The sequence below is a fragment of the Sphingomonas sp. Leaf242 genome (assembly GCF_001422045.1).
GTDB lineage: Bacteria > Pseudomonadota > Alphaproteobacteria > Sphingomonadales > Sphingomonadaceae > Sphingomonas.
This window is the reverse complement of record NZ_LMLW01000009.1, coordinates 76,730-101,640: the sequence shown is the minus strand read 5'-3', so window position 1 is coordinate 101,640 and position 24,911 is coordinate 76,730. Positions and strand designations below refer to the sequence as shown.

The following is a 24,911-nucleotide window of genomic DNA, read 5'->3' as shown; positions in this document are numbered from 1 at the left end:
AGGGTCTAAGGAGTGGCGCGTTCGGACCCTCTCGCATGATCGGCCTTTCGGTCGCGGTCGGCCGCTTCGTCGAAGCGCTGTTCTGGGGGATCTTCCGGGTCGCCGGGGCAGTCGCGGGGGTGTTGATTCTTGGTGTGGTGGTCTTGGTCCTGGCGTACGTGGTCGCACGAAAAATGTGGGCGCGGCGGAGACGCTGAACGCCTCTTCCCCAAAGGCGCGTCCTCAAATCCTCCCCAGCACGGGGAGGGGGACCGTTCGCCTTAAGCGAAGGGTGGAGGGGGATCGCCGCGTGCGTATTGCTGGCGGTGAAAGTGCACTGCGCGAATGCCCGGGCGGAGTGATGAAACGCGAGTGTACCGCGTGCGGAAGCCCCCCTCCACCAGCTGCGCTGGTCCCCCTCCCCGTGCCGGGGAGGATTTGCTACAGTCGTTCTCATGCCTGCAACCCCAGCCTGGCCGCCGCAATCCACGCCGCGCCTCTTCGTCGATACGCCGCTCGCATCCGGTCCGCTTCACGTCGATGGGCCGGCGGCGCATTATCTCGTCGGAGTAATGCGGATGAAGATCGGCGATCCGGTGAAGCTGTTCGACGATCGGACCGGAGAGTGGGTCGGGGTGGCGTCGAGTGTGGGCAAGCGCGACTTGGTGCTCGACGTCACCGAATTGCTGCGGCCGCGCGAGGACGTGCCCGATCTGTGGCTGTGCGCCGCGCCGCTCAAGAAGGGCCGGGTCGACTGGATGGCGGAGAAGGCGTGCGAGCTGGGCGTCGCGCGGCTGGTCCCGGTGGTCACGCGGCGGACGATCGTCGACAAGCCCAATACCGAACGCCTGCGCACGCAGATGATCGAGGCAGCGGAGCAATGCGGGCGCACCGCGCTGCCCGAGGTGGCCGAGCCGGTGAAGCTGGCTGCATTGCTGCGCGACTGGCCCGAAGATCGCGCGCTGTTCTTTGCCGACGAGACCGGCGGCGTGCCGGCGTTGGAAGCGATGCGGGCGCGACCGGGACCGGCGGCGATCCTGATTGGGCCCGAGGGCGGTTTCGATGCGGACGAGCGCGAGGCGATCCGCGCGCATCCGAATGCGGTCGGGATCGGGCTGGGGCCGCGTGTCCTCCGCGCGGAAACCGCGGCGGGCGCGGCCGTTGCGTTGTGGATGGCAGCGGCGGGCGACTGGTAGGCGTCCCGACCGCCACGAAGACATTGCTACCGATTGGTCCGGATACCCTCTAGCACCCTCGTTCATCGGCGCGTAAGGCGCGGCGATGACGACGATTCCCGCTCCGAAAAAGACCAGCCCGACGATCGAGTCGCGCGACCAGTTGATCGCCAGCTTCGCGGGCGGCGAGAAGCCGAAGGACGCATGGCGGATCGGCACCGAGCACGAGAAGTTCGTCTATGCGAACGGCGATCACCACGCCCCGTCCTATGGCGAGCCGAGCGGCATCCGCGCGTTGCTCGGCGAGCTGGAGCAATATGGCTGGAAGCCGGTCATGGAGCGCGGCCCCGACGGTACTGAAAACGCCATCGCCATGTCGGGGCCCGACGGCAGCATCAGCCTTGAGCCCGCAGGCCAGTTCGAACTGTCGGGCGCTCCGCTCGATTCGCTGCACGAGACCTGCGCGGAGACCGGGCGTCATCTGGAACAGGTGAAGGCGGCGGGCGAGAAGCTCGGCATCGGCTTCCTCGGGCTCGGCATGTGGCCGGACAAGACGCGTGCCGAACTGCCGACGATGCCCAAGGGGCGCTATGCGATCATGCTGCGGCACATGCCGCGCGTCGGCAGCATGGGCCTCGACATGATGCTGCGGACCTGCACGATCCAGGTGAACCTGGACTACGCGTCCGAGGCGGACATGGTGCAGAAATTCCGCGTCGGGCTCGCGCTTCAGCCACTCGCGACGGCGCTGTTCGCGAACTCGCCGTTCACCGAAGGCAAGCCCAACGGCATGCTGTCGTATCGCAGCCATATCTGGTCCGACACCGATCCGCACCGCACCGGCATGCTGCCGTTCGTGTTCGAGGATGGCTTCGGCTACGAGCGCTACGCCGAGTATGCGCTCGATGTGCCGATGTACTTCGTCTACCGCGAGGGCAAGTATATCGACGCCGCTGGCCTCTCGTTCCGCGACTTCCTGAAGGGCGAATTGTCGGTGCTGCGGGGCGAGAAGCCGACGCTCGACGACTGGACCGACCACCTGTCGACCGCATTCCCCGAGGTGCGGTTGAAGACGTTCCTCGAGATGCGCGGTGCGGATGGTGGCCCGTGGAACCGGATCTGTGCGCTGCCCGCCCTTTGGGTCGGGTTGCTGTACGATCAGGGTGCGCTCGATGCGGCGTGGGATCTGGTCAAGGACTGGACGATCGACGAGCGCCAGGCTCTGCGCGATGCGGTGCCGAAGCTCGGGCTGAACGCGCCGATCGCGGGTGGCGGGAAGCTGCGCGATATCGCTCGACAGGTGCTGGACATCGCAGGCGCCGGGTTGTCGGCCCGGGCGCGGTTCAATCGCGCGGGCGACAACGAGACCGGCTTTCTCGATCCGCTGCAAGAGATCGTGCGGAGCGGCAAGGTGCCCGCCGAAGTGCTGCTGGAGAAGTATCACGGCGTCTGGGGCGGTGACGTTTCGAAGGTGTACGACGAATCGAGCTTCTAGCTGCTCCCCTCCCGTTCGCGGGAGGGGTCGGGGGGAGGGCTTGCCCGCGGACGTGTCAGCCGATGGCGAGGTCAGCCCCTCCCCTACCCCCCCCCGTGAACGGTAGGGGAATCAGCCGCGCAACCTCGCGAACAGCCGCGGCACCAGGCCGTTGCGCGTCATCCAGTCGAAATAGGCGCGATAGTCCGGGTCGAGCTTCAGATGCCGTTCCTCGGTCTTCGCCCGCCAGAAATACACACCGCCGACCGCGGCCAGCAACAGCGTCGCCCTCGCCGCATCGACGATGCTCCCGGTGGTCAGGATCGGGATCGTCGAGATCCACCAGAACAGGTTCTTCGACAGATACGCCGGATGCCGCGATACCGCATAGGGTCCGTGCGTCAGGATTCCGCGGTTGGTCAGGTTGGAGAAGCGGAAGCCGAACGCCATCGTCGCCCAGGCATAGATCGCGGTCAGCGCGACCAGCACCGCGCCGATCAACGCGAGCAGCACCGGATGCCCCTGGAACCAGTACGCCCAATCCGACGTGCCCGGGTGATAATCGAACGGACCGCCGTCGTTCATCAGGATGAACGGCGGGTAGCACATCAGCGCTGCCATCCACGCCGCGGCGAACGGGTTGGCACTGCGGATGTGCGAATCGAGCGGGCGGCACGTCAGGATATAGCCGACCGTCGCGAACGCCACGTCGATCAGGAACATGAAGGTGATCAGCCAGTTCGCCAGCGCGACGGGATCGTGCAGCACCGACTGCAGGTCGCCGCGCACAAAGCTGGCGAACCCCGGCGGGACGATCGCCAGCATGAAGGCGAGGAAGAACGTCTTCACCCCCCAAGCGCGGAGATGGCCGTAGATCGCTTCGGGGTCGACACCCGCCTGCCCGGTCATCCAGCCGCCGAGGTGCCAGGCGCCGTCGCGCGGTTCGATCAGATGGCGGTCGATCCAGAGCACATAGGGGATCGATACGACGAACAGGATCGGCGCGGCGTTCGTGAAACACCACATCGCGAACGCGAAATTGCCCTGCCAGTATGATCGCACGGTCCCGTAGATGACCGCGATCGCGGCCCATGTCGCCCACAGTCCCGCGAGCTTGGTCAGGCTCGTGTCGAGCGTCGTGCGCAAGGGTCTGGGCGCGGACCAGTCGATCCCCGTGCTCGCGTTGCGGTGGACCTTGTCGACCAGCAGCGACCAGACGACCATCGGCAGCGCGCATGCAACGACGTTGACCAACGCCGAATAGGGACCATCCAATCCGTACCAGCGCGCGATCCCAAGCCAGACGAAGATGCCGATCAGGCCGCAGAGTCCTGCGCCGCCGCTGACCGCGGAGCGCGGGCGTGGATCGGGCTGGGGTCGAGCGGAAAGCGCATCATCATGATCCATCGCCATCGTCCGTAGCGCGGAATGGTAAGCAACGCGTGAACCATCTGGCCCTTGGCGAGCGAGGCCTCGCGGCGTAACTGCCAGGAGGCTGCCATGTGGGTGCTTGCGCCGATCGCGCGGCGACGCTAGTTCGAGGCTTCGCTACGGCGTGCCGAGCGGGTGTAGTACAATGGTAGTACAGCAGCCTTCCAAGCTGAATACACGGGTTCGATTCCCGTCATCCGCTCCAGCATTCCCTCGTGTCGGCACGCTTATACGTCGACCATGCGCGCAAGCAGTCCCGTCATCCGCCGGCGCCCGAGCGTCGTAAGCTGGACATGCGAGCGACGGCCGTCGCGTTCGTCGCGCGTTCGCTCCACGAGCCCCGAATCCTGCAGCATCGTCAGATAGCGCAGCGCCGTCGCCGAGGGTGCGCGCGCGCCGATGCACACTGCCGAGACACTGAGCCGAAGGCCGTCGTCGTCGGAGATGAACAGGTCGAGCAGGATATCCCATGCCGGTTCGGAGAACAGGCTGGTGCCGAGCAGGTCGTCGCGAATCTTTCTCATGGCGTAGAGACGCCGCGCGACCTCGACCAGGGCCGGGTCATGCAGGATAGGCAGTGGACTGTGTTTCAGGGCGATGCCCGAAACGATGGAAGATGCGTAGGTCATGAGCGCTGTGTCCGATTACGCTTCAACGCATCGTCGGATCCTGGCGGCTCCAATCGAGATCCCAGCCCCTTGCCCGGATTCGTCGCGAGTGCCTGGCTGTCCCGATCACGAGAAGCAGAACGATGGGGTAACTCCAGGCTGCGGAGAGCAGCGCGTAGACGAGCCGGATCACGTCGGGGCTGATCGCTCTGGCCAGATGCGCCCCGGTGCCCAGCGCATGCAGCGCGGTAACCCAGGCCGGCCAGAAACGATCGGCGCTCAGCGTGATCCCGATCATCACCGCAAGCAGCATCAGGTCGACGATCATGACGCCTAGTTCCAGCCCCGAAAACAGCGAAGGAACGTTGCGCTCGACGATACCGGTCGACACTGCCGCCAGCAGCAGCGCCAGACCCGTAAGCCGCTCCGGTGCGCCACCCCGAAGGATCGCGTAGGCCGAAGCCGCCAGCTGTATCGAATAGAAGATCCAGACCCGATCCAACTTTAGCCTCCGAAGCAGGACCGAAATCGGCCAATCAGGCCACCGCTGCCAAACGCAGCGGCGTCTCTGCGCGTAGTGCGCCTTCGTTGGGCGGGCATTGGGCGGTATCGCCGTAGCCGTAGAACTGGCCCAGCCCGATATCCGTCCGCACCTGGACGAGCGCCTGATGCGCTTCGACGAACCGCTGGCGGGCGTTGATGATGTCGAGCGACGCCTGCGAGATCATCTGCAGGGCGGCGACGCCCGTGCCGACGGGCAGGTTGGCGGCGACGCGCTGTTGCAACAGCGTTGCGACGCACGACGCGGCGAGCATGGCTGCCTCGTCGACCGCGGCTTCCGCCTTCAGGAATTGCTGTGTGACCGCGTCGGTCGCGGTGCGGCGTTCTTTCAACATCGTTATCTCCCCCGTGGCGCCGCCGTTGACGGGCCATGTATCGGAGCAGCGTGGTCGCGGTTCGCCCGCAACAGGCTGGTCAGCGTCATCGCCATGTTCACGAGCGCCATCGAGGTGATGGCGATCAGGCCCATGACTCCGATCAGTCTGACGATCCTGTCGCCTCTCGAAACCCGGTTTCGCGCTGCGCCGATCGGCCCGCTCTGCTGGGACAATCCCATGAAGCGGCGAACGAGCCCCCATGGCTCGATCTGGTCGACCTTTGGGGGTGCGGATGGGGGGATGGGAACGTCGATTGGTTCGGATGGGAGCCGTTCGTATGTCAGAATGGGTGTATCGGTCGGGTCTGCCGCATCAGGCGCAGGGCGCTCCTGCGTGACGACATTGCCGTCCGCGCCCTCATGCTCCTGCAGCCGACGCGCCGCCTCGAACCGCGTGCCGACGCCGAGAATCTGGATCGCGCGCTCGATCCGCTTGTCGATCGCCGATGGCGAGACGCCGAAGATCGCCGCGATCTCCTTCGAATTGTGATGCGTCAATACAAGGCGCAAGCAGGCGCGCTGAGCTTCGGTCAGTTGATCGATGCGTCCCCCGGTCATGCCCGCGTAGTAGCGCTATCGCGCCGCGGTTGCACCTGCCGAGTGTTCGATGCGGAACGATGTTTCGGGAAACTGAATGGTATACGCATCTGCCTAGATCTGGCCGAAACGGTCCCGTTGCTTGGTACATGCTTGGATACGGCAACAAGTTCTTGCGATGACGCACAAAGGGCCGGGGATCGCTCCCCGGCCCTTTGCCTTGGTCGATATGTGTGGCTTGGAACCTAGCATCGGCGGAGCCGCTGCTTTCGTCGGACGGGATCGGTGGCTTGCGCCGCCGGCCCGCCGGCCGTCCTCGGTCAAAGTCACAGCCAAAATGGCTGCGACTTGGACCTTCGGATCAGAAGTCCATGCCGCCCATGCCGCCCATGCCGCCGCCGCCCATGGGCATGGCGGGCTTGTCTTCGGCCATTTCGCTCACGGCCGCTTCGGTCGTGATCAGGAGGCCTGCGACCGATGCTGCGTTCTGCAGCGCGGTGCGGACGACCTTGGTCGGATCGATCACACCGGCTTCCACCAGGTTCTCGTACGTGTCGGTCGCGGCGTTGAAGCCGATGTTCGAGTCGTTGCCGTCGAGCAGCTTGCCCGAAACCACCGCACCGTCATGACCCGCATTCTGTGCGATCTGGCGAACCAGAGCGGTCAGCGACTTGCGGACGATATCGATACCGCGCGTCTGGTCGTCGTTTGCGCCTTCGAGGCCGTCGAGCGCCTTGGTTGCGTACAGCAGAGCCGTACCGCCGCCGGGGACGATGCCTTCTTCGACGGCTGCGCGGGTTGCGTGCAGCGCGTCGTCGACGCGGTCCTTGCGCTCCTTGACTTCAACTTCCGACGAACCACCGACCTTGATCACGGCAACGCCACCGGCAAGCTTGGCGAGACGCTCCTGGAGCTTCTCCTTGTCGTAGTCGCTGGTCGTGTTCTCGATCTGCTGGCGGATCGCTTCGGTGCGGCCCTTGATCGTGTCGTGATCGCCGGCACCGTCGACGATGACGGTGTTGTCCTTGTCGATCGTGACGCGCTTGGCCGTGCCGAGCATGCCGAGCGTGACGGTCTCGAGCTTGATGCCGAGGTCTTCCGAGATCATCTCGCCCTTGGTCAGGATCGCGATGTCCTCGAGCATTGCCTTGCGACGATCGCCGAAGCCCGGTGCCTTGACCGCTGCGACCTTCAGGCCGCCGCGCAGCTTGTTGACGACGAGCGTAGCCAGAGCCTCACCCTCGATGTCTTCTGCGATGATCAGGAGCGGACGACCCGACTGGACGACGGCTTCCAAGATCGGGAGCATCGCCTGCAGGTTCGACAGCTTCTTCTCGTGGATCAGGATGTAGGGATCCTGAAGCTCGACGGTCATCTTCTCGGGGTTGGTGATGAAGTACGGCGACAGATAGCCGCGGTCGAACTGCATGCCCTCGACGACGTCGAGCTCGAATTCGAGACCCTTCGCTTCCTCGACGGTGATCACGCCTTCCTTGCCGACCTTCTCCATGGCTTCGGCGATCTTCTCGCCGACTTCACGGTCGCCATTGGCCGAGATGATGCCGACCTGCGCCACTTCCTTCGAACCCGAAACCGGCTTCGAACGCGCCTTGACGTCCTCGACGACCTTGATGACGGCGAGATCGATGCCGCGCTTCAGGTCCATCGGGTTCATGCCCGCTGCGACCGACTTCATGCCCTCGCGAACGATGGCCTGCGCCAGGACCGTCGCGGTGGTCGTGCCGTCACCGGCGATGTCGTTGGTCTTCGAGGCCACTTCGCGCAGCATCTGCGCACCCATGTTCTCGAACTTGTCCTTGAGCTCGATCTCCTTGGCGACGGTGACGCCGTCCTTGGTGATGCGCGGTGCGCCGAAGCTTTTGTCGATGACGACGTTGCGGCCCTTGGGCCCCAAGGTCACCTTGACCGCGTCGGCGAGGATGTCGACGCCGCGGAGGATGCGCTCACGCGCGTCACGACCGAATTTTACGTCCTTGGAAGCCATGTCAGCTGCCCTTTCAAAAAGTGGAAGTTCACGAAGTTCACGCTACGCAGGGGTCGAAAACCGCTCCCGCGCGAATGACTTGAGTTAGCCGACGATCCCGAGGATGTCGGATTCCTTCATGATCAACAGGTCTTCGCCGTCGACCTTGACCTCGGTGCCCGACCATTTGCCGAACAGGATCTTGTCGCCGGTCTTGACGTCGAGCGGGGTGATCGTGCCGTTCTCGGCGCGAGTGCCGGTGCCGATGGCGACGACTTCGCCTTCCTGCGGCTTTTCCTTGGCGGTGTCGGGGATGATGATGCCGCCAGCCGTCTTCTCTTCGGCTTCGAGGCGCTTCACCAGCACGCGATCATGCAACGGACGAAAGTTCATGGGGTCCATGTCCTTTTGGATTGTGACAGATTTCTGGCACTCGACGTTATCGAGTGCCAACGGACGGCATATGTGCCTCGGGGTGCGGCATGTCAAAGGTTCCGGGAGTGAATTTTTTTCGGGCGGGCGTGGGTTTCGGGCATCGTAGCTGAGGGGGGCGTGACGGTACTGCTGAGCACCGCCGTTCTCCTGCGCACGCAGGAGTCCAGGGTGACGGAGGGCGGTGCTTGGTATCCTGCGCTCCTGCGTGCGCAGGAGAACTAGGAGAGTTGGGTCGATGCTGCCTTCTGCTCCCCTTCCGCTTGCGGGAGGGGTCGGGGGAGGGGTTTCTTGGGCGGACCATTCGTAGGACTTCCCTCCCCTAACCCCTCCCGCAGGCGGGAGGGGAACTGTGTGGCGGTTGGGGTAGATGGGCTGGCTTGAACCGCTCCTGTGTTGGCCCCGTAACACAGGGCATTTACCTCGGTGCGCGCATGCTCTAGCTCTCGTCCCATGACCGATACCGCTGCGCCGTCCTACGCCCCCTCCTATGTCGACCCTGCTCGCCCGCCGCGGCGGAAATGGCGGCTCGTCCGGGGTGTGTGGAAGTTTCTCGTCGCGATCAAGGACGCGCTCGTCCTGATCGCGATGCTGTTGTTCTTCGGGCTGATCTTCGCAGCGCTCAACGCACGGCAGAGCACCACGGCGATCAAGGACGGTGCGCTGGTGCTCGACCTCAACGGCTCGATCGTCGAGCAACCCGAGGAGCAGGCCGCGTTCGCCGCACTGTCGGGGCAGAGCCGGACGCGGCAGTTTCGCCTGCGTGACGTGGTCCGCTCGATCGACACCGCACGCACCGATGCGCGCGTGAAGGTCGTCGTGCTCGATCTCGACAGCTTCGGCGGCGCGTATCCGGCGGCACTCGGCGAGGTCGGCGATGCGCTGGCGCGGGTGCGGGCGAGCGGCAAGCCGGTGCTGGCCTATGCAACCGCGTACACCGATGGCGGCTACCGCCTGGCGGCGAACGCGAGCGAGATCTGGGTCAACCCGCTGGGCGGCACGATCTTCATGGGGCCGGGCGGCAACCAGCTCTATTACAAGGGGCTGATCGACAAGCTCGGCGTCAACGCGCACGTCTACCGCGTCGGCCGCTACAAGTCGTTCGTCGAGCCTTACACGCGGGCAGACCAGAGCGACGACGCGCGCGCCGCCAGCACCGCGCTGTACGGCACGCTGTTCGCGCAGTGGCGCGAGGCGGTCGCGAAGGCCCGGCCCAAGGCGCAGATCGCGCAGTTCATGAGCGCGCCCGACAAGGTGATCCTCGCGGCGAACGGCAACATCGCCGAGGCGAACCTGCGCGCTGGGATCGTCGACAAGCTTGGTGATCGGACCGCGTTCGGGCGCCGCGTGGCGGAGATCGCCGGCACCGATGCCAGCAAACCGGCGGGTAACTACACCGCGATCAAATACGACGCGTGGGTGAAGGCCAACCCCCTCCCCACCACGGGCGACGCGATCGGCGTGCTGACGATCGCCGGCGATATCGTCGACGGCGAAGGCGGCCCCGGCAAGGCGGCGGGCAAGACGATCGAGAAGGCGGTGCTCGATGGGCTCGCCAAGAAGACGCTCAAGGCCCTCGTCGTGCGCGTCGACTCGCCGGGTGGATCGGTGATGGCGTCGGAGCAGATCCGACTCGCGATCCTCGAAGCCAAGCGCCAGAAGCTTCCCGTGGTCGTGTCGATGGGCGGCATGGCCGCGAGCGGCGGGTACTGGGTGTCGACGCCCGCCGACGTGATCTTTGCCGAGCCCGGCACGATCACCGGCTCGATCGGCATCTTCGGCGTGGTGCCGACGTTCGAGAACGCGCTCGCCAAGATCGGCGTGACCAGCGACGGCGTGAAGACCACGCCGCTGTCGGGCCAGCCCGACGTCACCGGCGGGACCACGCCGATGTTCGACGCGATCGCACAGGCCGGCATCGAGAACGGCTATCGCGAGTTCCTCGCGCGCGTCGCCGCGTCGCGGAAGATGACGCCGGCACGGGTCGACGAGATCGGCCAGGGCCGCGTCTGGGATGGCGGCACGGCGCGCCAGATCGGGCTGGTCGACCGCTTCGGCACGTTGCAGGACGCGATCGACGAGGCGGCCAAGCGCGCCAAACTCGATCCCGCCAAGGTCCACGCCGAGTATCTGGAGAAGAAGCCGGGCTTCCTCGCGGCGATCGCGCAGGATTTCGGCAATGATGGCGACGATGATGCAGGTGGTGGCGATGCGTTCGCGCACGTCGCGGCGGATCGTCGCCAGATGCTCGCGCGGGCGGTCGGCGACATGAAGCGGCTGGCGACGTCCGGGTCGATCCAGGTCCGCTGCCTCGAGTGCGGCGGGATGGGGCCGACGACCGCGGACATCGGCGATGCCAAGCTGCTCGACCTGCTGCTGGCACGGATCGGGTTCTAATGGTGGCCCCCGCGTCTCGGGCGGTTGGCAACGGCGGCGGGATCGTCATTCGGGCGGCGGTCCCCGAGGACGCTGCGTCAATCGCGGCGATCTATGCGCCGCACGTGCTGGTCGGGACGGTATCGTTCGAGACCGAGGCGCCCGATGCGGGCGAGATGCGCGCGCGGATGGCGGTGTCGGACGGGCTGTACCCGTGGCTGGTCGCGACGATCAGGGTAGAGGGCGGCACCGAGGGTGGCGTGCTCGCCTACGCCTATGCCTCGGCGTTCCACAAGCGCGAGGCGTACCGGTTCGCGTGCGAGACGACGATCTACGTCGCGGACGCGGCGCAGCGCCAGGGTGCGGGGCGGCTGTTGTACGAGGCGCTGATCGATACGCTGCGGGCGCAGGGGTTCACGCAGGCTATCGGGGCGATCGCGTTGCCGAACGATGGCTCGATCAAGCTGCATGAGGCGGTCGGGTTTCGCCGCGCGGGGGTGTACCGCGAGGTCGGGTACAAGAACGGGCAATGGATCGATGTCGGGCATTGGCAGTGCGCGCTGAACGAACCGGCGGTGCCGCCGGTCGAGCCGAAGCGGTTTGCGGATGTCGGGGTTGTGCGGGGGTAAAGCGACGCTTGTTACCTGGACGACACTCGCGCAAACTACCCACCACCCCGGCGGAGGCCGGGGCCCAATTGGGGAGGTTGTAGTAACGTAGCGCGGTCCGTCGTTAGCAACGTCCCCCAACTGGGCCCCGGCCTTCGCCGGGGTGGTGGCGGGTAGGTGTTTCGACCGACATCAAACGATCAGACAAGAGCCTAAAGATCGGACCATCGGCTCAAGTCCGACCACCAGCCCGCTCTTCCTTGTTCTCCCGCGAAGGCGGGAGCCCAGACTGGGTCCCCGCCTTCGCGGGGAAACATAGTAAAGGTCGGCGAGGTTAGCGGCGGCCACCGTACGCGGGCAGCGCCAGATGGAACCGGATCGCGGCCGCCCTCAGCGTGAACCCGGCACTCGCCGCGATCACCGCCGCCCACACCAGCGGCACGCCCAGCAACACCAGCCCGACATAACTCGCCGCCGCCAGCGCCGCCGCCGTCACGTACAGCTCCGGCCGCATCAGGATCGACGGCTCTCCCGCCAGCACGTCGCGGATGATGCCGCCGACGCACGCCGTCATCACCCCCATCAGCGCCGCCGGCACGGGTGGCACGCCGTAGCCGAGCGCCTTGGCAGCGCCGTACACCGCATACGCCGCGAGCCCGACCGCGTCGAACCAGCCGAGCGCCTCGCCCTTCCACCAGCGCTCGGGCGTCACCCAGATCAGCAATGCCATGCCGAGGCACACGCTCGCCGCCCGCGCGTCATGCACCCAGAACACCGGCGCGCCGATCAGCAGATCGCGCACCGTGCCCCCGCCGACGCCGGTGATCAGCCCGAAGAACACCAGCGTCACGAACGTCTGCCCGCGCTTGGCTGCGGCGAGCGCACCCGACGCGGCGAACACCGCGAGACCGGCGAGGTCGAACCACGGCGCAGCGACGGGCAGGATCTCGACGGGCAGCGGAACGGGCAGCATCAGGGCGGCGTAATCGCCTGACCTCAGACGGTAAAGCGGAAGTGCGAGCGCCAACGCGATACGCCGAACAAACATGAACGCGGTGTTGTTTTCGGTTCATGAAACCGTCGGTATAGTCCCCTCGTTACGTCATCAGATCAATCAATACGGGAGTTTATCCATGCGTAAGTTCATCCTCGCACTCGGCCTCGGCGCAATGGTCCTGCCGACCGTGCTGATCCCGGTTTCGGCTGCAGACGCGCGCGATCGTCGCGAATGGCGTGGTCGCGACGGCCGCGTCTACTGCAAGAAGAACAACGGTACGACCGGCACGATCATCGGCGGCGTCGGCGGCGCACTGCTCGGCCGCACCGTCGACACTCGCGGTGACCGCACGGTCGGCACGCTCGGCGGCGCCGTCCTCGGTGGTCTCGCCGGTCGCGCGATCGACAAGGGCACGAGCAACAACGACCGTCGTTGCCGCTGACACTCATCGGCTAAATCAATGTCGCTATTTCGGTAGTTGCGCGTTGTGGAAGGGCGTCGTGGGAAACCGCGACGCCTTTTTTCTTGTCAAGACAAAGGATTACACGATGACCACACGCAGCGGTTCGGCGAAGTATGAAGGCCTCGGCAAGGACGGCAAGGGTCATGTCTCGACACAGTCGGGCGTGTTGTCGAACAACCCGTACGGCTTCAACACGCGGTTCGAGAACGAGCCCGGCACCAACCCCGAAGAGCTGATCGCGGCCGCGCATGCATCGTGCTTCACGATGGCGCTGAGCTTCGCGCTCGCCGGCAAGGGCTATGAGGCTGGCACGCTCGAGACGTCCGCCAAGGTGACGCTCGACAAGGATGGCGACGGGTTCAAGATCACCAAGTCAGCGCTGACGCTGAACGCGAAGGTCGACGGCATCTCGAAGGAAGAGTTCGAGGCGATCGCCGCAGACGCCAAGGCGAACTGCCCGGTATCGAAGGTGCTCAATGCCGAGATCACGCTGGAGCACAACCTCGCCGCATAATTGCGGGTAATTTTCGCAATCAGGAGGGCCCGGTGGAAACGCCGGGCCCTTCTTGCGTCAGATGATCCCGCCGCCGAGGCTGAGGCGGATCGCGAAGATGATGATCAGGACGATGTTGAGGTTGCGACCGCCGTTGCTCGATGAGAGCGCACCGATCGCGGCACCGACGATGCCGATCGGGATGACGAGCCAGTTCATCCAGCCGAGCAACGGGATGAACGCGACGAGACCAAGCACCAAAGTGACGAGGCCGATGAGGATCGAGACGATGTTCAGCATAGGATGAACATGGCGAGTCGCGGGGGTTCGGGCAAGATCGGCGTCACGCACCCGACCGGAGCATGCGGAAAACGCTTTCTTCACCGCCTTTCGCGCATAGGATGGCGGTGATGAGTTTTCCCTTGCGCCCCGCCCTGATCCTTTTGCCGTTTGCGCTGGCCGCATGTGGACGGTCGTCGACCGACCAGCAGGATCTCAACAGCCTCGATGCCGAACTGACCAACGGAACGCGCGATCCGGCGGTCGGCGAGTCGCTTGGCGCGCAGATCATGGTCGATCCGCGACTGGCGCAATCGGCGAACACCGGTGGAACGCGCCCGCGGCAGCAGACCGGACCGGGCGCGGTGCCCGCGGACGTGGCGTTGCAGAAGGATCCGGTCGATCCGGCGACGCTGAAGCGTGCACCGGCGGCATCGAACGACTGCCCCGAGTGCAAATCCGCGGATGGCGCGCTGACGCTGGGCGCGCTGGCGGAGCGGCAGAAGACGCCGGATGCTGCGACTTGTGCGCAGAAGATCGGCTATTCGGCGGGGTGGGCGAACCGGTTGCCGGCGGACCTGCCGCTGTATCCGGCGGCGCGGTTGACCGAGGCTGCGGGGGCGGATCGCGACGGGTGTCGGTTGCGCGTGGTGAGTTTTTCGAGCGCTGCGCCGATGCAGAAGATGCTCGACTGGTATTTTACGAAGGCGACGGCGGCTGGGTATTCGGCTGGGCATAGTACGGATGGCAGGCAGCATGTGCTGGGCGGGGTTCGGGGGAATGACGCTTATGTGGTGTATGTGACGGCAAGGGCTGGTGGCGGGAGCGATGTGGATCTGGTTTCCAACGCTGGGCGGTGAAGCCTTTCGCCCCTCCTCCATCGCTTAAAATGCACTACCCCGGCGAAGGCCGGGGCCCAATTGGGGGACGTCGCTAACGGAGCGCGGCGCTAAATTACATCAGCCTCTCCAATTGGGCCCCGGCCTTCGCCGGGGTGGTATTAATCGGGGGGCCGCCTTCCCTCTCGTGTTCTCCCGCGAAGGCGGGAGCCCAGACTGGGTCCCCGCCTTCGCGGGGAAACAAGCTTAGGTTGAGCCGTTTGGCGAGCATCTACTCCACCCTAGCCAACCCCACCTTTCCGTTTTGCCCGATTCACGCTAGGGCGCGAGAATGCTTCCCCTTCTCTATGTCATGGTCGGTGGTGCGGTCGGATCCGGCGCGCGCTATCTGACTGGCCGCGCGATGCTGTCGTTGCTGGGGCCTGACTATCCCTTTGGTACGCTTGCCGTGAATCTGATCGGTGGGTTGCTGATGGGGGTGCTGGTTGGCGTGCTCGCGCGCAATGCCGCTTCGGAAACGTGGCGGCTGTTGCTTGGCGTGGGCGTATTGGGGGGATTCACGACGTTTTCGGCCTTCTCGCTGGACGTCGTCACGATGATCGAACGCGGCGCGATCGGCGTCGCGTTCGGGTATGTTTTGGTGTCGGTGATCGGTTCGGTCGCCGCGTTGTTCGCGGGTCTCTCCGCAGTAAGGGCCGTCGCATGACTGCGGGCAAAAGCGATAGCGATACGGGTTTCCGCGAGTTCAACGTCGGGTTCGACGATGACGGCATCCGGCTGGACCGGTGGTTCAAGCGGCATCTGCCCGACACGAGCTTCACGACGGTGGCGATGTGGGCGCGCACCGGGCAGCTTCGCGTCGACGGCGCGCGTGCGACGCCGGGCGACCGGATCGCGGCGGGCCAGATGCTGCGCGTGCCGCCGCCCGAGGCCGACAAGGCCGCCGCCGACGTCGACAAGCCAAGGCGCGTCCGCGAGCGTGTGATCCTGTCGGACGAGGAGACCGAACTCGCGCAGTCCATGGTCATCCACAAGGATTTCCAGGCGTTCGTGCTGAACAAGCCGCCGGGCCTCGCGACGCAGGGCGGGACCAAGACGACGCAGCATGTCGACGGGCTGCTCGACGGGTTGCAGTACGACAATGAGGGGCGACCGAAGCTGGTCCACCGGCTCGACAAGGACACGTCCGGCGCGCTGCTGGTGGCGCGGACGTCGCGCGCGGCGGCGTTCTTTGCGAAGGCGTTTTCGGGGCGGACGGCGCGGAAAGTCTATTGGGCGCTGGTGGTCGACGTGCCGTCGATCGAGGACGGCATGATCGAGCTGCCGATCGCGAAGCAGCCGGGCACCGGCGGCGAGAAGATGCACGTCGACGAGGCCGAGGGCGCGCCGGCGCGGACGCGGTACCGCGTGATCGAGCGTGCGGGTAACCGCGCGGCGTGGGTCGAGTTGCAGCCGTTTACGGGCCGCACGCATCAGTTGCGCGTGCACATGGCGGCGATCGGGCATCCTATCGTTGGTGACGGCAAGTACGGTGGCGCCGCTGCGTTTTTGACCGGCGGGATCTCGCGGAAAATGCATCTGCATGCTCGCCGCATCAAGGTGGATCATCCGGATGGCGGGTTGATCGACGTGACCGCGGAACTGCCGACGCATTTCGCCGAGAGCCTCAAGCAATTGGGTTTCGAGGAGAAGCTGGGCGACGACCTGGTGCTCGACGAGAAGACCGCGCCGACGCGCGAGCAGATGAAGTCGCGGGCTAGGGCGCATGCGAAGTCGGTGCGGAAAGACCGTAAGGGTGAGCGGCGTGGGCGTGGGGTTGTCGAGGAGAAGGCGACGGGCAAGCCTGCGCCGAAGACGGGTGGGCCTCGGACCGGGGCTGGGTCGAAGTTCGGAGCACCGCGGAGCGGGCCTCGGATTGAGGGGGCCAAGCCGGCTGGGCGTGGGCGTCCGGGCGGAGCTGGGAAGCCTGGGCCTCGGAGTGGGCCTGGGACTCGGTAAGTTATGGCTGTCGTCTAACGCGCCCTCACCCTTTCCACGGCCAAGCGGCCGCGGGGCCCTTCCCTCTCCCCCGAGGGGAGAGGGTGAAGTGATCCGACTGGGCGCGAAGGCCTAACCATTGCCCCACCCCGGCGAAGGCCGGGGCCCAGTTGGGGGACGTTGCTAACGAAGGGCAGCGCTTCATTATTGCCACCTTTCCAACTGGGCCCCGGCCTTCGCCGGGGTGGGGTTTCTGGTCGGCTGGCGGCGCCTTGGCCCCAAGCCGTTCCCCCGCGAAGGCGGGGGTCCAGGGGCCAAGATCGTAATGCTGCTTGATTCTCGGGCTCCCGCCTTCGCGAGGGAACTTGGTGAGCGCAGTTAGCGCCCTATTTCAGCCACCCTAGCAGCAACCGCCGCACACCCTCAGTCACCGTCCCGAACACGATATGCGACGCCGCGCTATACAGATGCGTCGTCGGCGCGGTGTTCCACGGCGCATCGCCCAGCCCCGCCGCCGGCACCGCCGCCTCATCGAGCAACGCCGTCGTCGCCGCAGCGAACGCGGTGCCGTAACCCGCGGTTACCGATGGTCGATATTCCGCCGCCACCGCGTAGGCGATCCCCAGCCCCGCCCCGAGCGCATAATGCACCACCTGCCCGGCGAGCGGCTTGCGATCGTCGGGGATGGCGTGGCCGACCACGACCTGCGACACCTTGTCCGCCGCCTTCTCCGTCGCAGGCTCGGCATCGCTCTCCGACGAGGACAGCGCGGCGACTCCGGCCTGGAAGCGGTCCATCACGAACGAGGCGGCGAGGCCGGCTACCAAGCCCGCAGCGGCAGCGGCCCAGATGTTCAGGGTGTCGGTCTGTGCGTGCGCCATCGTTGTGTCTCCAGAGCTATCCGACACGAACCGTTCGCCGGCGCGCGCGTTCCGGTTTGGCGTTCCCTCGCGTGCACGCGTGATCTACGAGGCGGCGATGCGTTGGAAAATCTCATGATCCGTCTTGCCGTGTTCGATTGCGACGGGACGCTCGTCGACAGCCAGGCGAATATCTGCGTCGCTTGCGAGCGGGCGTTCGATGGCGCTGGGCTGATCCCGCCGCCGCGCGCGGACATTCGGCGGATCGTCGGGCTCAGTCTCGTCGAGGCGATGCAGGTGTTGCTGCCGGCGGCGGACGATGCGCGGCACCGGTCGCTCGCCACCGACTACAAGAATGCGTTCCATGCGATGCGCGCGAGTGGCGAGCTTGCCGACGAGCCGCTGTTCGAGGGGATTGCGGAGGTGCTAGGAACGCTCGCCGACGACGGCTGGGCGCTCGGTGTGGCAACGGGGAAGTCCGACCGTGGCCTCGCGCATATCCTCGCCGCGCACGGGATCACCGAGCGTTTCGTGACGTTGCAGACCGCGGACCGACATACATCGAAGCCCGATCCGGCGATGCTGCTCGCGGCGATCGCTGAGGCCGGTGCGAGCGTGGAGACGACCGCGATGATCGGCGATACGAGCTTCGACATGGCGATGGCCCGCGCGGCCGGTGTGCGCGCCGTCGGGGTCGCGTGGGGGTATCACGACGTGCACGAGCTTTCCGATGCGGGCGCGGATGTCGTCGCGACGGCCGTGCCGGACCTGCTGCATATGGTGGCGGCACAATGACCGACGCGGACAAGCTGGCACAGCGGCGCTGGTTCGTGCTGGTCGGCGTGCGACTGGCAGGAGTCGCGGGTGCGTTGCTCGGGCTGATCCTGATCGCGCGCGCGCATGATCTGGGGCCGAAGATCCTCGGGACGGCGATCGTGCTGTCGGCGATGGCGATGATCGCGATCGTGCCGCGCAGTCTCGCGCATCGCTGGCGGAGTCCTGACGCGTGAAGCGGTTCTGGAAAGACGTCGCGATCTATGCGGATCGGGTGGTGACGCTCGACGGCAAGCCGGTGCGGACGCCCGGGCGGCGACCGCTCGCGTTGCCGAGCGATGCGCTGGCCGAGGCGGTCGCGGCGGAATGGCGTGCGGTCGGCGAAACGATCGATCCGCGAACGATGCCGCTGACGGGCTTGGCGAACGCGGCGACCGATCCGATCGCGAACGATCCTGCGCAGTTCGCCGCGCGGCTGGCGGCGTATGGCGAGAGCGACCTGCTCTGTTACCGCGCCGAGGGGCCGCCGTTGTTGGTCGAGCGGCAGGCGGCATCCTGGGATCCGCTGCTGGCGTGGGCGCGGGGGCGGTATGACGTGACGTTCGCGGTCACCACCGGCGTGATGCACGTCGCGCAACCGGACGCGACGGTCGCGCGACTGCATGAGGCGGTCATGGCATATGACGATTTTCGGCTGGCCGGGTTGTCACCGGTGGTGACGTTGACCGGGTCGCTGGTGATCGGGCTGGCGCTGATCGAGGGCGAGATCGACGCGGATGCGGCCTGGGCGGCGGCGGGGATCGACGAGGACTGGTCGGTCGAGATGTGGGGCGAGGATTGGCAGGCGGCGGAGTTGCGCGCGTTGAAGCGGCGCGAGTTCGGGTTGGGCGTCGAGTTTCTAGAACTACTCTAGCCCCCCTCCCTGGAAGGGAGGGGTTGGGGGTGGGTGGGCCTGTTGGCTGACGCAGCGATCCCCAGCGGCCGACCCACCCCCGGCCCCTCCCTTTCAGGGAGGGGTGAAGTTAGCGCGTCAGGCGACGGATAAAGCCGATCAGCCCGGTCTGGCGCGAGCGCTTCAAGCGCTCCGCGGCGAGGATCGTCTTCACGCCGCGGATGCAGCTGTCGACGTCGTCGTTGACCAGCACATAGTCATAGCCGTCCCAGTGGCTCACCTCGTTCGCCGCGCGTGCCATGCGGGCTTCGATCACTTCCTCGGAATCGGTTCCGCGGCCCGAGAGGCGACGGTGGAGTTCTTCCATCGAGGGCGGGAATATGAACACGCGGACGACGTCGCCGCCGGCGATCTGGACGAGCTGTTGCGCGCCCTGCCAGTCGATGTCGAAAAGCACGTCCTTGCCGGCTGCGAGCAATTCCTCGACCTGCGCGCGGGGGGTGCCGTAGCGGTGGTTGAAGACGTGCGCCCATTCGAGGAACTCGTCCTTCGCGACCATGTCGCGAAAGCCCTCGAGGTCGGTGAAATGGTAATCCTTGCCGTCGACTTCGCCGGGTCGCATCGACCGGGTCGTGACCGAGACCGACATCTCGAGTTCATGCTCATCCGCGAGCAATCTGCGCGCGATGGTCGACTTGCCGGCACCGGACGGCGAGGACAGGACGAACAGGACTCCGCGACGACGGAAACCATGCGGGTCGGACGGAAGTGTGTGGGGCATGCGCGCCCTTGCCGCGGACTGCGCATGGGCGTCAACCCATGCGCGGCCTGCGTGTGTCATTCTAGAGGCGGATCAGTATCCGGCCTTGCGTGCCTTGTTGCGGTCATAGGCCTTCTTGGCTGCGTAACCGCCGCCGAGAACCATGCCGAGCGGGCCCATGCGACGCAGTACGCTCATCGCTACCACGCCTTTGACGGCGCCCGATGCGCCGCCCGAGCCGTCGCGACGGCCCATCTCGCGGCCGACCAATGCACTGATAATACGTCCGATCATGCTTCTGACTCCCCGAAAACCTGGTCCTTGAGTTCCGCTGCACCGCGCAGCACTGCCCAGCCGATCGCGTAGGTCACGGCTAGCGGCACGACGACCTTGAGTACGTTGGCGGTGATCGCACCGATGATCGCGCCGTCCGCGTTGCCGTCGTCACCGCTGAGCGAGTCGATGCCTGCGCCGATCAGCGCGCCTATGGTCGTTGCGCCCACGTAATTTCTCCTGTTCGTGTGGCGGGTTAGCGTTTGGCGGAGGATTGGGTTCCCGCGCGCCCGCGTTCTCCTGCGCACGCAGGAGAACGGTTAGCGGCCGAGCATCGATTCGGGTTTGACGACGCGGTCGAAGGTTTCGGCGTCGACTAGGCCTAGCGCGAGGCCGGCTTCCTTCAGCGTCAGCCCTTCAGCGTGCGCGTATTTGGCGATTTTGGCCGCCGCGTCGTAGCCGATCTCGGGTGCTAGCGCCGTCACCAGCATCAGCGAGCGGTCGAGCAATTCCGCGATCCGCCCGCGATTGGGTTCGATTCCGTCGACGCCGCGCTCCGCGAATCCTTCCATCGCGGTCGCGAGCAGGTCGATCGAGCGGAGGACGTTGGCGCCGATCAGCGGCTTGAACACGTTCAATTCGAGATGGCCCTGCATCCCGCCGACGGTGACCGCGACGTGATTGCCCATCACTTGCCCCGCGACCATCGTCAGCATCTCGCACTGGGTGGGGTTGACCTTGCCTGGCATGATCGAGCTGCCGGGCTCGTTCGCAGGGAGGTCGATCTCGCCGAAGCCGCAGCGGGGGCCGGAGCCGAGCAGGCGGATGTCGTTGGCGATCTTGGTCAGCGCGACCGCCAGCGTGTTGAGCGTGCTCGAGAGGTGGACGAGCGGATCGTTCGACGCCAGCGCCTCGAACTTGTTGCGCGCGCTGACGAACGGCAGGCCGGTGATCGCCGCCAGTTCGTGCGCGATCGCGTCGCCGAAGCCGGCAGGCGCGTTGAGGCCTGTGCCCACCGCGGTGCCGCCCTGCGCGAGGATGACCATGCCGTGGCTGATCGCGGGCTCGATGCGGTGGCGGCAGCGGTAGAGCTGGTTCGCATAGCCGGAGAATTCCTGGCCGAGCGTCAGCGGCGTCGCGTCCTGCAGGTGCGTGCGGCCGATCTTGACGATGTCGTCCCAGGCATTGGCCTTCGCGTCGAGCGCGGCGTGGAGCTTGTCGAGCGCGGGAATCAGGCGGTGCGTCGTCGCGATCGCGGCGGCGATGTGAAGCGCGGTCGGGAAGCTGTCGTTGGACGACTGGCTCATGTTGACATGGTCGTTGGGGTGGACCGGCGACTTGCCGCCGCGGGTGCCAGTGAGGACCTCGTTGGCGCGGCCGGCAATGACCTCGTTCGCGTTCATGTTCGACTGCGTGCCGCTGCCAGTCTGCCAGATGACGAGCGGGAACTGGTCGTCGAGCTTGCCGTCGATGACTTCCTGTGCGGCGGAGTCGATCGCGGTGGCGATGGTTTCGTCCAGCCCGTGCGACCGGTTTACGCGGGCAGCGGCCTGTTTGACGAGGGCGAGCGCGTGGACGATCTCGATCGGCATGCGTTCGCGGGTGGCGAAGGGGAAATTCTCGATGCTGCGTTCGGTCTGGGCGCCCCAATAGGCGTCGGCGGGGACTTCGATCGGGCCGATCGTGTCGGTTTCTGTGCGGTTTTGGGTCATAGACTGTCTACTCCGTCATGCCGGGCTTGTTCCGGCATCCACCGTGCCGCGCTCTCACCGATCGTGGAGCGTGCGGACGGGTGGACCCCGGAACTGGTCCGGGGTGACGTAGAAGAAAAGAAGTACGCCCCGGGAGTTAATCCCGTGTCGTCGACCGCGCTGCGCGCGTCGGCCGGCAGTTCGCGTCGCTTTGCGACCGGCGATCAGCGCGCTGATCGCCTCGCTCCTTATTTCTTCCGCTTGAAATCCACGGCCACGACGTTCGAGCCGTCCTCGATCGGCACCGCGGTCGGGCCATCGTTTTCCGCTTCGTCGTGGTCGCCGAGCGCGTCGTCCGCACCCTCCTGCGCCTGGAAGCGGAGTTCGAAACTTACGGCCGGGTCCTGGAAGGCGGTGATCGCCGAGTATGGGATCACCAGCTTCGACGGCACCTGGTTGAAGCTGAGCCCGATCGAGAAGCGCTCGTCGTCGACGATGAGGTCCCAGTAGCGGTTCTGCATGACGATCGTCATCTCGTCCGGGAAGCGCTCGATCAGCCGCTTGGGGATGTCGACTCCCGGCGCCTGCGTCTTGAAGGTGATATAGAAATGATGCTCGCCGGGAAGCCCGCCGGCCTCCGCGACCGAACCGAGCACGCGGCCGACCACGGCACGCAGGGCTTCTTGTACGATCTCATCGTACGGAATCAGGCTATCGGGCAGTCCATCGGTCATATCCCTTGGGTAGCGCCATTCGGATGCCGGTCAAGATTGCATGCGTCGTGGCGCACGTTATGGGAGGTGGCATGCGCACCGCCACGATCACCCGCTCCACCGCCGAGACGGCGATCGACGTCACCGTGAACCTCGATGGGACCGGCGTGTACGACGTCGAGACCGGGGTCGGTTTCTTCGACCACATGCTCGAACAATTGTCGCGCCACTCGCTGATCGATATCCGCGTGCGGACCAAGGGCGATCTGCATATCGACGAGCATCATACCGTCGAGGATACCGGCATCGCGATTGGCCAGGCGTTCGCGCAGGCGCTCGGCGATAAACGCGGCATCGCGCGGTACGGCGATGCGCTGTCGCCGATGGACGAGACGTTGACGCGGGTGGCGCTGGATATTTCCGGGCGGCCCTGGCTGGTGTGGAAGGACCTGTTCTCGCAGAAGCGGCTCGGCGGCATGGATACCGAGATGTTCGAGCACTTCTTCCACAGCTTCGCGCAGGCGGCCGGCATCACGCTGCACGTCGAGACGCTGTACGGGTCGAACAACCACCACATCGCCGAGGCGGCGTTCAAGGGCGTGGCGCGGGCGCTGCGGACCGCGATCGAGATCGATCCGCGCAAGGCCGACGCGATTCCGTCGACCAAGGGAATCCTGTGAGCGAGCCGTTTGCGCGGACCGACGCGCCGTTGTGCGTGGTCGTGCTGACCTACGTTGCAACACTGGACGCGATCGATGCGCGGATGAAGGAGCACGTTGCATGGCTCGCCAAGGGCTATGCGGAAGGCGTGTTTCTCGCATCGGGCCGGCAAATTCCGCGTACCGGCGGCGTCATCCTGATCCGCGGCGAGAAGGCAGCGGTCGAAGCGGTGGTGGCGACCGATCCGTTTGCGAGCGGCGGACTTGCAACGGCCGAGATCACCGCGTTCACCGCGAGCATGGTCTTGCCCGCGATCGCCGAGTTGCTGGCGTGACGCTTGCTCTGATCGATTACGGCGCGGGGAACCTGCATTCGGTCGAGAACGCGTTGCGGACGGCTGGGTGTGTCGATCTGATCGTGACTTCGGATGCGGATGCCGTGGCGAAGGCTGACCGAATCGTGTTGCCGGGCGTGGGCGCGTACGGCGCTTGTGCGGCGGCGTTGCGTGCTGTGCCGGGGATGGTTGAGGCTTTGAACCGGCGGGTTCGCGACGAGGGTACGCCGTTTCTCGGCATCTGCGTCGGCATGCAGTTGATGGCCGATGCGGGTGAAGAGATGGGGACTCATGCCGGGCTCGGTTGGGTTTCGGGGCGCGTGCGACGGCTGGAGCCTGGGACGATGGAAGCGAAGGTACCGCATATGGGCTGGAACGACGTCGTTCCCTCCGTCGCGCATCCGCTGATCGAGCCGGGCGAAGCGTATTTCCTGCATAGCTTTGCGTTCGAGGGCGCTGACGTGCTCGCGACCACCGACCATGCCGGTGCGGTCACCGCGGCGATCGGTCGCGACACGATGATCGGCGTGCAGTTTCACCCTGAGAAGAGCCAGCGCTACGGCCTGGCCTTGCTCGAACGTTTCCTGGAGTGGCGGCCGTGAGCCTGATTATCTTTCCCGCGATCGACCTGAAGGCGGGTCAGGTCGTACGTCTCGCCGAGGGCGATATGGACCGGGCGACCGTGTACGGCGACGATCCCGCGGCGCAGGCGATGCTGTTCGCGGAGGCTGGTGCGGAGCATCTGCACGTGGTCGATCTCGACGGGGCGTTCGCGGGGGCCTCGGTCAATGGCGATGCGGTGCGGTCGATCGTCGCGCAGTTTCCAGGGCATGTGCAGCTTGGCGGCGGGATCCGGACGCGGGCTAGCGTCGAGGGCTGGTTCGATCTGGGCGTCTCCCGCGTCGTGATCGGGACGGCGGCGCTGGAGGACCCCGAGTTCGTGCGCGGCGTGGCGAAGGATTTCCCCGGGGGGATCGTGGTCGCGGTCGACGCGAAGGACGGCATGGTCGCGACCAAGGGCTGGGCAGACGTGTCGACCACGAGCGCGGTCGATCTGGCGCGGCGGTTCGAGGATGCGGGGGTGGCGTCTTTGCTGTTCACCGATGTTGGGCGCGACGGGATGCTGAAGGGGTGCAACGTTGACGCTACGGTCGACTTGGCGCGGTCGGTGGACATTCCGGTGATCGCCAGCGGCGGGGTCAAGGGGATCGCCGAGATCCACGTGCTGGCTTTGCATGTGCGGGATGGCGTCGAGGGCGTGATTACGGGGCGCGCGTTGTACGATGGTCGGCTCGATCTCGCGGCGGCGATGAGCGTGGCAAAGGCCGCAGGATGATTCACGCGGAGACGCGGAGACGCGGAGAT

The 24,911-nt window shown here is 66.0% G+C and carries 32 protein-coding genes and 1 tRNA gene; 18 read left to right on the top strand and 15 right to left on the bottom strand.

The window, feature by feature from the left end; translation table 11 throughout:
- Positions 1-35: 35 nt before the first annotated feature.
- The 3 genes from ASF09_RS20715 to ASF09_RS11750 all read left to right on the top strand — a co-directional run bounded on the left by ASF09_RS20715 (position 36) and on the right by ASF09_RS11750 (position 2,649).
- Positions 36-197 carry a hypothetical protein gene (locus tag ASF09_RS20715; RefSeq protein WP_200912564.1) on the top strand — a complete coding sequence of 54 codons (162 nt, stop codon included), beginning with the start codon at positions 36-38 and terminating at the stop codon, positions 195-197.
- Between the two features lie 237 nt (positions 198-434).
- Positions 435-1,175, top strand: a complete 741-nt coding sequence (locus ASF09_RS11755) for a 16S rRNA (uracil(1498)-N(3))-methyltransferase (RefSeq protein ID WP_060526400.1) — start codon at positions 435-437, stop codon at positions 1,173-1,175.
- An 85-nt stretch (positions 1,176-1,260) separates the two neighbouring features.
- The gene (locus ASF09_RS11750; RefSeq protein WP_060526399.1) at positions 1,261-2,649 is read left to right on the top strand and encodes a glutamate--cysteine ligase; all 1,389 of its coding nucleotides are present in this window, start codon (positions 1,261-1,263) and stop codon (positions 2,647-2,649) included.
- A 111-nt stretch (positions 2,650-2,760) separates the two neighbouring features.
- Here the strand turns inward: ASF09_RS11750 and ASF09_RS11745 are convergent, their stop codons facing one another.
- On the bottom strand, positions 2,761-4,035 hold the full coding sequence (locus ASF09_RS11745; RefSeq protein WP_060526398.1) for a methyltransferase family protein: 1,275 nt from the start codon (positions 4,033-4,035) through the stop codon (positions 2,761-2,763).
- A gap of 155 nt (positions 4,036-4,190) precedes the next feature.
- On the opposite strand from ASF09_RS11745, the gene ASF09_RS11740 reads away from it, so the two are divergent.
- Positions 4,191-4,264, top strand: a tRNA-Gly gene (locus tag ASF09_RS11740).
- A 22-nt stretch (positions 4,265-4,286) separates the two neighbouring features.
- Here ASF09_RS11740 and ASF09_RS11735 read toward each other — a convergent pair.
- The 6 genes from ASF09_RS11735 to groES form a co-directional block, all read right to left on the bottom strand.
- Positions 4,287-4,688 carry a winged helix DNA-binding protein gene (locus tag ASF09_RS11735; protein WP_056052022.1) on the bottom strand — a complete coding sequence of 134 codons (402 nt, stop codon included), beginning with the start codon at positions 4,686-4,688 and terminating at the stop codon, positions 4,287-4,289.
- A gap of 22 nt (positions 4,689-4,710) precedes the next feature.
- Positions 4,711-5,169, bottom strand: a complete 459-nt coding sequence (locus tag ASF09_RS11730; protein ID WP_056052025.1) for a hypothetical protein — start codon at positions 5,167-5,169, stop codon at positions 4,711-4,713.
- A gap of 34 nt (positions 5,170-5,203) precedes the next feature.
- Positions 5,204-5,563 carry a hypothetical protein gene (locus ASF09_RS11725; protein WP_056052029.1) on the bottom strand — a complete coding sequence of 120 codons (360 nt, stop codon included), beginning with the start codon at positions 5,561-5,563 and terminating at the stop codon, positions 5,204-5,206.
- A gap of 2 nt (positions 5,564-5,565) precedes the next feature.
- On the bottom strand, positions 5,566-6,162 hold the full coding sequence (locus tag ASF09_RS11720; RefSeq protein WP_060526397.1) for a sigma factor-like helix-turn-helix DNA-binding protein: 597 nt from the start codon (positions 6,160-6,162) through the stop codon (positions 5,566-5,568).
- 340 nt (positions 6,163-6,502) lie between these two features.
- Positions 6,503-8,146 carry a chaperonin GroEL gene (gene groL / locus ASF09_RS11715; RefSeq protein ID WP_056052034.1) on the bottom strand — a complete coding sequence of 548 codons (1,644 nt, stop codon included), beginning with the start codon at positions 8,144-8,146 and terminating at the stop codon, positions 6,503-6,505.
- 84 nt (positions 8,147-8,230) lie between these two features.
- A complete protein-coding gene (gene groES / locus ASF09_RS11710) occupies positions 8,231-8,518 on the bottom strand; it encodes a co-chaperone GroES (RefSeq protein ID WP_056052039.1) in 288 nt (95 codons plus the stop codon).
- Positions 8,519-9,010: 492 nt separating this feature from the next.
- Here groES and sppA point away from each other — a divergent pair, with 492 nt between their 5' ends.
- Entirely contained in the window at positions 9,011-10,954 is a 1,944-nt protein-coding gene (gene sppA / locus ASF09_RS11705; RefSeq protein ID WP_082444267.1) for a signal peptide peptidase SppA, read from the top strand.
- A complete protein-coding gene (locus tag ASF09_RS11700; RefSeq protein WP_060526396.1) occupies positions 10,954-11,562 on the top strand; it encodes a GNAT family N-acetyltransferase in 609 nt (202 codons plus the stop codon). The genes sppA and ASF09_RS11700 overlap by 1 nt, the downstream gene beginning before the upstream one ends.
- Positions 11,563-11,875: 313 nt before the next feature.
- Here ASF09_RS11700 and ASF09_RS11695 read toward each other — a convergent pair whose 3' ends face one another.
- Complete coding sequence (locus tag ASF09_RS11695) at positions 11,876-12,514, bottom strand: trimeric intracellular cation channel family protein (protein ID WP_060526395.1); 639 nt, start codon at positions 12,512-12,514, stop codon at positions 11,876-11,878.
- Between the two features lie 160 nt (positions 12,515-12,674).
- Between ASF09_RS11695 and ASF09_RS11690 the strand changes: the two genes are divergently transcribed.
- Positions 12,675-12,980 (top strand): glycine zipper 2TM domain-containing protein, encoded by a 306-nt coding sequence (locus ASF09_RS11690; RefSeq protein ID WP_056052047.1) that lies wholly within the window; start codon positions 12,675-12,677, stop codon positions 12,978-12,980.
- A gap of 106 nt (positions 12,981-13,086) precedes the next feature.
- The gene (locus ASF09_RS11685) at positions 13,087-13,515 is read left to right on the top strand and encodes an OsmC family protein (RefSeq protein ID WP_056052049.1); all 429 of its coding nucleotides are present in this window, start codon (positions 13,087-13,089) and stop codon (positions 13,513-13,515) included.
- A gap of 57 nt (positions 13,516-13,572) precedes the next feature.
- Here the strand turns inward: ASF09_RS11685 and ASF09_RS11680 are convergent, their stop codons facing one another.
- Complete coding sequence (locus ASF09_RS11680; protein WP_060526394.1) at positions 13,573-13,794, bottom strand: hypothetical protein; 222 nt, start codon at positions 13,792-13,794, stop codon at positions 13,573-13,575.
- Between the two features lie 110 nt (positions 13,795-13,904).
- Between ASF09_RS11680 and ASF09_RS11675 the strand changes: the two genes are divergently transcribed.
- The 3 genes from ASF09_RS11675 to ASF09_RS11665 all read left to right on the top strand — a co-directional run bounded on the left by ASF09_RS11675 (position 13,905) and on the right by ASF09_RS11665 (position 16,610).
- Positions 13,905-14,633, top strand: coding sequence for a hypothetical protein (locus tag ASF09_RS11675; RefSeq protein WP_156359333.1), 729 nt, complete (start codon positions 13,905-13,907; stop codon positions 14,631-14,633).
- Between the two features lie 310 nt (positions 14,634-14,943).
- A complete protein-coding gene (crcB, locus tag ASF09_RS11670; RefSeq protein ID WP_060526392.1) occupies positions 14,944-15,318 on the top strand; it encodes a fluoride efflux transporter CrcB in 375 nt (124 codons plus the stop codon).
- Positions 15,315-16,610 (top strand): RluA family pseudouridine synthase, encoded by a 1,296-nt coding sequence (locus ASF09_RS11665; RefSeq protein WP_082444266.1) that lies wholly within the window; start codon positions 15,315-15,317, stop codon positions 16,608-16,610. Before crcB ends, ASF09_RS11665 begins: the two co-directional genes overlap by 4 nt.
- Before the next feature lie 365 nt (positions 16,611-16,975).
- Here the strand turns inward: ASF09_RS11665 and ASF09_RS11660 are convergent, their stop codons facing one another.
- Positions 16,976-17,470, bottom strand: a complete 495-nt coding sequence (locus tag ASF09_RS11660) for a DUF1440 domain-containing protein (protein WP_060526391.1) — start codon at positions 17,468-17,470, stop codon at positions 16,976-16,978.
- Positions 17,471-17,584: 114 nt separating this feature from the next.
- Here ASF09_RS11660 and ASF09_RS11655 point away from each other — a divergent pair, with 114 nt between their 5' ends.
- Genes ASF09_RS11655 through ASF09_RS11645 form a run of 3 tightly spaced genes read left to right on the top strand, consistent with a single transcriptional unit; the run spans position 17,585 to position 19,136 of the window.
- Positions 17,585-18,244: an HAD-IA family hydrolase gene (locus ASF09_RS11655; protein WP_060526390.1), complete on the top strand. Its 660-nt coding sequence runs from the start codon at positions 17,585-17,587 to the stop codon at positions 18,242-18,244.
- Entirely contained in the window at positions 18,241-18,459 is a 219-nt protein-coding gene (locus ASF09_RS11650; protein WP_056489735.1) for a hypothetical protein, read from the top strand. Before ASF09_RS11655 ends, ASF09_RS11650 begins: the two co-directional genes overlap by 4 nt.
- Positions 18,456-19,136, top strand: coding sequence for an ATP12 family chaperone protein (locus tag ASF09_RS11645; protein WP_060526389.1), 681 nt, complete (start codon positions 18,456-18,458; stop codon positions 19,134-19,136). The genes ASF09_RS11650 and ASF09_RS11645 overlap by 4 nt, the downstream gene beginning before the upstream one ends.
- 109 nt (positions 19,137-19,245) lie before the next feature.
- On the opposite strand, the gene gmk is transcribed toward ASF09_RS11645, so the two are convergent.
- The 5 genes from gmk to ASF09_RS11620 form a co-directional block, all read right to left on the bottom strand.
- On the bottom strand, positions 19,246-19,896 hold the full coding sequence (gmk, locus tag ASF09_RS11640; protein ID WP_060526388.1) for a guanylate kinase: 651 nt from the start codon (positions 19,894-19,896) through the stop codon (positions 19,246-19,248).
- 72 nt (positions 19,897-19,968) lie between these two features.
- Positions 19,969-20,169, bottom strand: a complete 201-nt coding sequence (locus ASF09_RS11635) for a hypothetical protein (protein WP_056065647.1) — start codon at positions 20,167-20,169, stop codon at positions 19,969-19,971.
- Complete coding sequence (locus ASF09_RS11630) at positions 20,166-20,378, bottom strand: hypothetical protein (RefSeq protein WP_056489740.1); 213 nt, start codon at positions 20,376-20,378, stop codon at positions 20,166-20,168. Before ASF09_RS11630 ends, ASF09_RS11635 begins: the two co-directional genes overlap by 4 nt.
- 90 nt (positions 20,379-20,468) lie before the next feature.
- The gene (gene fumC / locus ASF09_RS11625) at positions 20,469-21,860 is read right to left on the bottom strand and encodes a class II fumarate hydratase (RefSeq protein WP_060526387.1); all 1,392 of its coding nucleotides are present in this window, start codon (positions 21,858-21,860) and stop codon (positions 20,469-20,471) included.
- Between the two features lie 227 nt (positions 21,861-22,087).
- Complete coding sequence (locus tag ASF09_RS11620; RefSeq protein WP_056052087.1) at positions 22,088-22,573, bottom strand: SspB family protein; 486 nt, start codon at positions 22,571-22,573, stop codon at positions 22,088-22,090.
- 71 nt (positions 22,574-22,644) lie between these two features.
- Between ASF09_RS11620 and hisB the strand changes: the two genes are divergently transcribed.
- The 4 genes from hisB to hisA are packed head-to-tail and all read left to right on the top strand — an operon-like array spanning position 22,645 to position 24,882.
- On the top strand, positions 22,645-23,232 hold the full coding sequence (gene hisB, locus ASF09_RS11615) for an imidazoleglycerol-phosphate dehydratase HisB (RefSeq protein ID WP_060526386.1): 588 nt from the start codon (positions 22,645-22,647) through the stop codon (positions 23,230-23,232).
- Complete coding sequence (locus tag ASF09_RS11610) at positions 23,229-23,546, top strand: YciI family protein (protein ID WP_082444265.1); 318 nt, start codon at positions 23,229-23,231, stop codon at positions 23,544-23,546. Before hisB ends, ASF09_RS11610 begins: the two co-directional genes overlap by 4 nt.
- Positions 23,543-24,148, top strand: a complete 606-nt coding sequence (hisH, locus tag ASF09_RS11605) for an imidazole glycerol phosphate synthase subunit HisH (protein WP_060526385.1) — start codon at positions 23,543-23,545, stop codon at positions 24,146-24,148. Before ASF09_RS11610 ends, hisH begins: the two co-directional genes overlap by 4 nt.
- Positions 24,145-24,882, top strand: coding sequence for a 1-(5-phosphoribosyl)-5-[(5-phosphoribosylamino)methylideneamino]imidazole-4-carboxamide isomerase (gene hisA / locus ASF09_RS11600; protein WP_060526768.1), 738 nt, complete (start codon positions 24,145-24,147; stop codon positions 24,880-24,882). The genes hisH and hisA overlap by 4 nt, the downstream gene beginning before the upstream one ends.
- Positions 24,883-24,911 lie beyond the last annotated feature (29 nt).

What these genes read in the sequence shown, in the direction of transcription:
- hisB (WP_060526386.1), top strand. Translation starts at nt 22,645, where the DNA reads ATGCGCACCGCCACGATCACCCGCTCCACCGCCGAGACGGCGATCGAC.
- ASF09_RS11755 (WP_060526400.1), top strand. Translation starts at nt 435, where the DNA reads ATGCCTGCAACCCCAGCCTGGCCGCCGCAATCCACGCCGCGCCTCTTC.
- gmk (WP_060526388.1), bottom strand. Translation starts at nt 19,896, where the DNA reads ATGCCCCACACACTTCCGTCCGACCCGCATGGTTTCCGTCGTCGCGGA.
- ASF09_RS11695 (WP_060526395.1), bottom strand. Translation starts at nt 12,514, where the DNA reads ATGCTGCCCGTTCCGCTGCCCGTCGAGATCCTGCCCGTCGCTGCGCCG.
- fumC (WP_060526387.1), bottom strand. Translation starts at nt 21,860, where the DNA reads ATGACCCAAAACCGCACAGAAACCGACACGATCGGCCCGATCGAAGTC.
- ASF09_RS11750 (WP_060526399.1), top strand. Translation starts at nt 1,261, where the DNA reads ATGACGACGATTCCCGCTCCGAAAAAGACCAGCCCGACGATCGAGTCG.
- ASF09_RS11675 (WP_156359333.1), top strand. Translation starts at nt 13,905, where the DNA reads ATGAGTTTTCCCTTGCGCCCCGCCCTGATCCTTTTGCCGTTTGCGCTG.
- ASF09_RS20715 (WP_200912564.1), top strand. Translation starts at nt 36, where the DNA reads ATGATCGGCCTTTCGGTCGCGGTCGGCCGCTTCGTCGAAGCGCTGTTC.
- ASF09_RS11690 (WP_056052047.1), top strand. Translation starts at nt 12,675, where the DNA reads ATGCGTAAGTTCATCCTCGCACTCGGCCTCGGCGCAATGGTCCTGCCG.
- ASF09_RS11720 (WP_060526397.1), bottom strand. Translation starts at nt 6,162, where the DNA reads ATGACCGGGGGACGCATCGATCAACTGACCGAAGCTCAGCGCGCCTGC.
- ASF09_RS11700 (WP_060526396.1), top strand. Translation starts at nt 10,954, where the DNA reads ATGGTGGCCCCCGCGTCTCGGGCGGTTGGCAACGGCGGCGGGATCGTC.
- ASF09_RS11745 (WP_060526398.1), bottom strand. Translation starts at nt 4,035, where the DNA reads ATGGATCATGATGATGCGCTTTCCGCTCGACCCCAGCCCGATCCACGC.
- ASF09_RS11635 (WP_056065647.1), bottom strand. Translation starts at nt 20,169, where the DNA reads ATGATCGGACGTATTATCAGTGCATTGGTCGGCCGCGAGATGGGCCGT.
- ASF09_RS11685 (WP_056052049.1), top strand. Translation starts at nt 13,087, where the DNA reads ATGACCACACGCAGCGGTTCGGCGAAGTATGAAGGCCTCGGCAAGGAC.
- sppA (WP_082444267.1), top strand. Translation starts at nt 9,011, where the DNA reads ATGACCGATACCGCTGCGCCGTCCTACGCCCCCTCCTATGTCGACCCT.
- groES (WP_056052039.1), bottom strand. Translation starts at nt 8,518, where the DNA reads ATGAACTTTCGTCCGTTGCATGATCGCGTGCTGGTGAAGCGCCTCGAA.
- ASF09_RS11680 (WP_060526394.1), bottom strand. Translation starts at nt 13,794, where the DNA reads ATGCTGAACATCGTCTCGATCCTCATCGGCCTCGTCACTTTGGTGCTT.
- crcB (WP_060526392.1), top strand. Translation starts at nt 14,944, where the DNA reads ATGCTTCCCCTTCTCTATGTCATGGTCGGTGGTGCGGTCGGATCCGGC.
- ASF09_RS11660 (WP_060526391.1), bottom strand. Translation starts at nt 17,470, where the DNA reads ATGGCGCACGCACAGACCGACACCCTGAACATCTGGGCCGCTGCCGCT.
- ASF09_RS11735 (WP_056052022.1), bottom strand. Translation starts at nt 4,688, where the DNA reads ATGACCTACGCATCTTCCATCGTTTCGGGCATCGCCCTGAAACACAGT.
- groL (WP_056052034.1), bottom strand. Translation starts at nt 8,146, where the DNA reads ATGGCTTCCAAGGACGTAAAATTCGGTCGTGACGCGCGTGAGCGCATC.
- ASF09_RS11650 (WP_056489735.1), top strand. Translation starts at nt 18,241, where the DNA reads ATGACCGACGCGGACAAGCTGGCACAGCGGCGCTGGTTCGTGCTGGTC.
- ASF09_RS11725 (WP_056052029.1), bottom strand. Translation starts at nt 5,563, where the DNA reads ATGTTGAAAGAACGCCGCACCGCGACCGACGCGGTCACACAGCAATTC.
- ASF09_RS11620 (WP_056052087.1), bottom strand. Translation starts at nt 22,573, where the DNA reads ATGACCGATGGACTGCCCGATAGCCTGATTCCGTACGATGAGATCGTA.
- ASF09_RS11655 (WP_060526390.1), top strand. Translation starts at nt 17,585, where the DNA reads ATGATCCGTCTTGCCGTGTTCGATTGCGACGGGACGCTCGTCGACAGC.
- ASF09_RS11665 (WP_082444266.1), top strand. Translation starts at nt 15,315, where the DNA reads ATGACTGCGGGCAAAAGCGATAGCGATACGGGTTTCCGCGAGTTCAAC.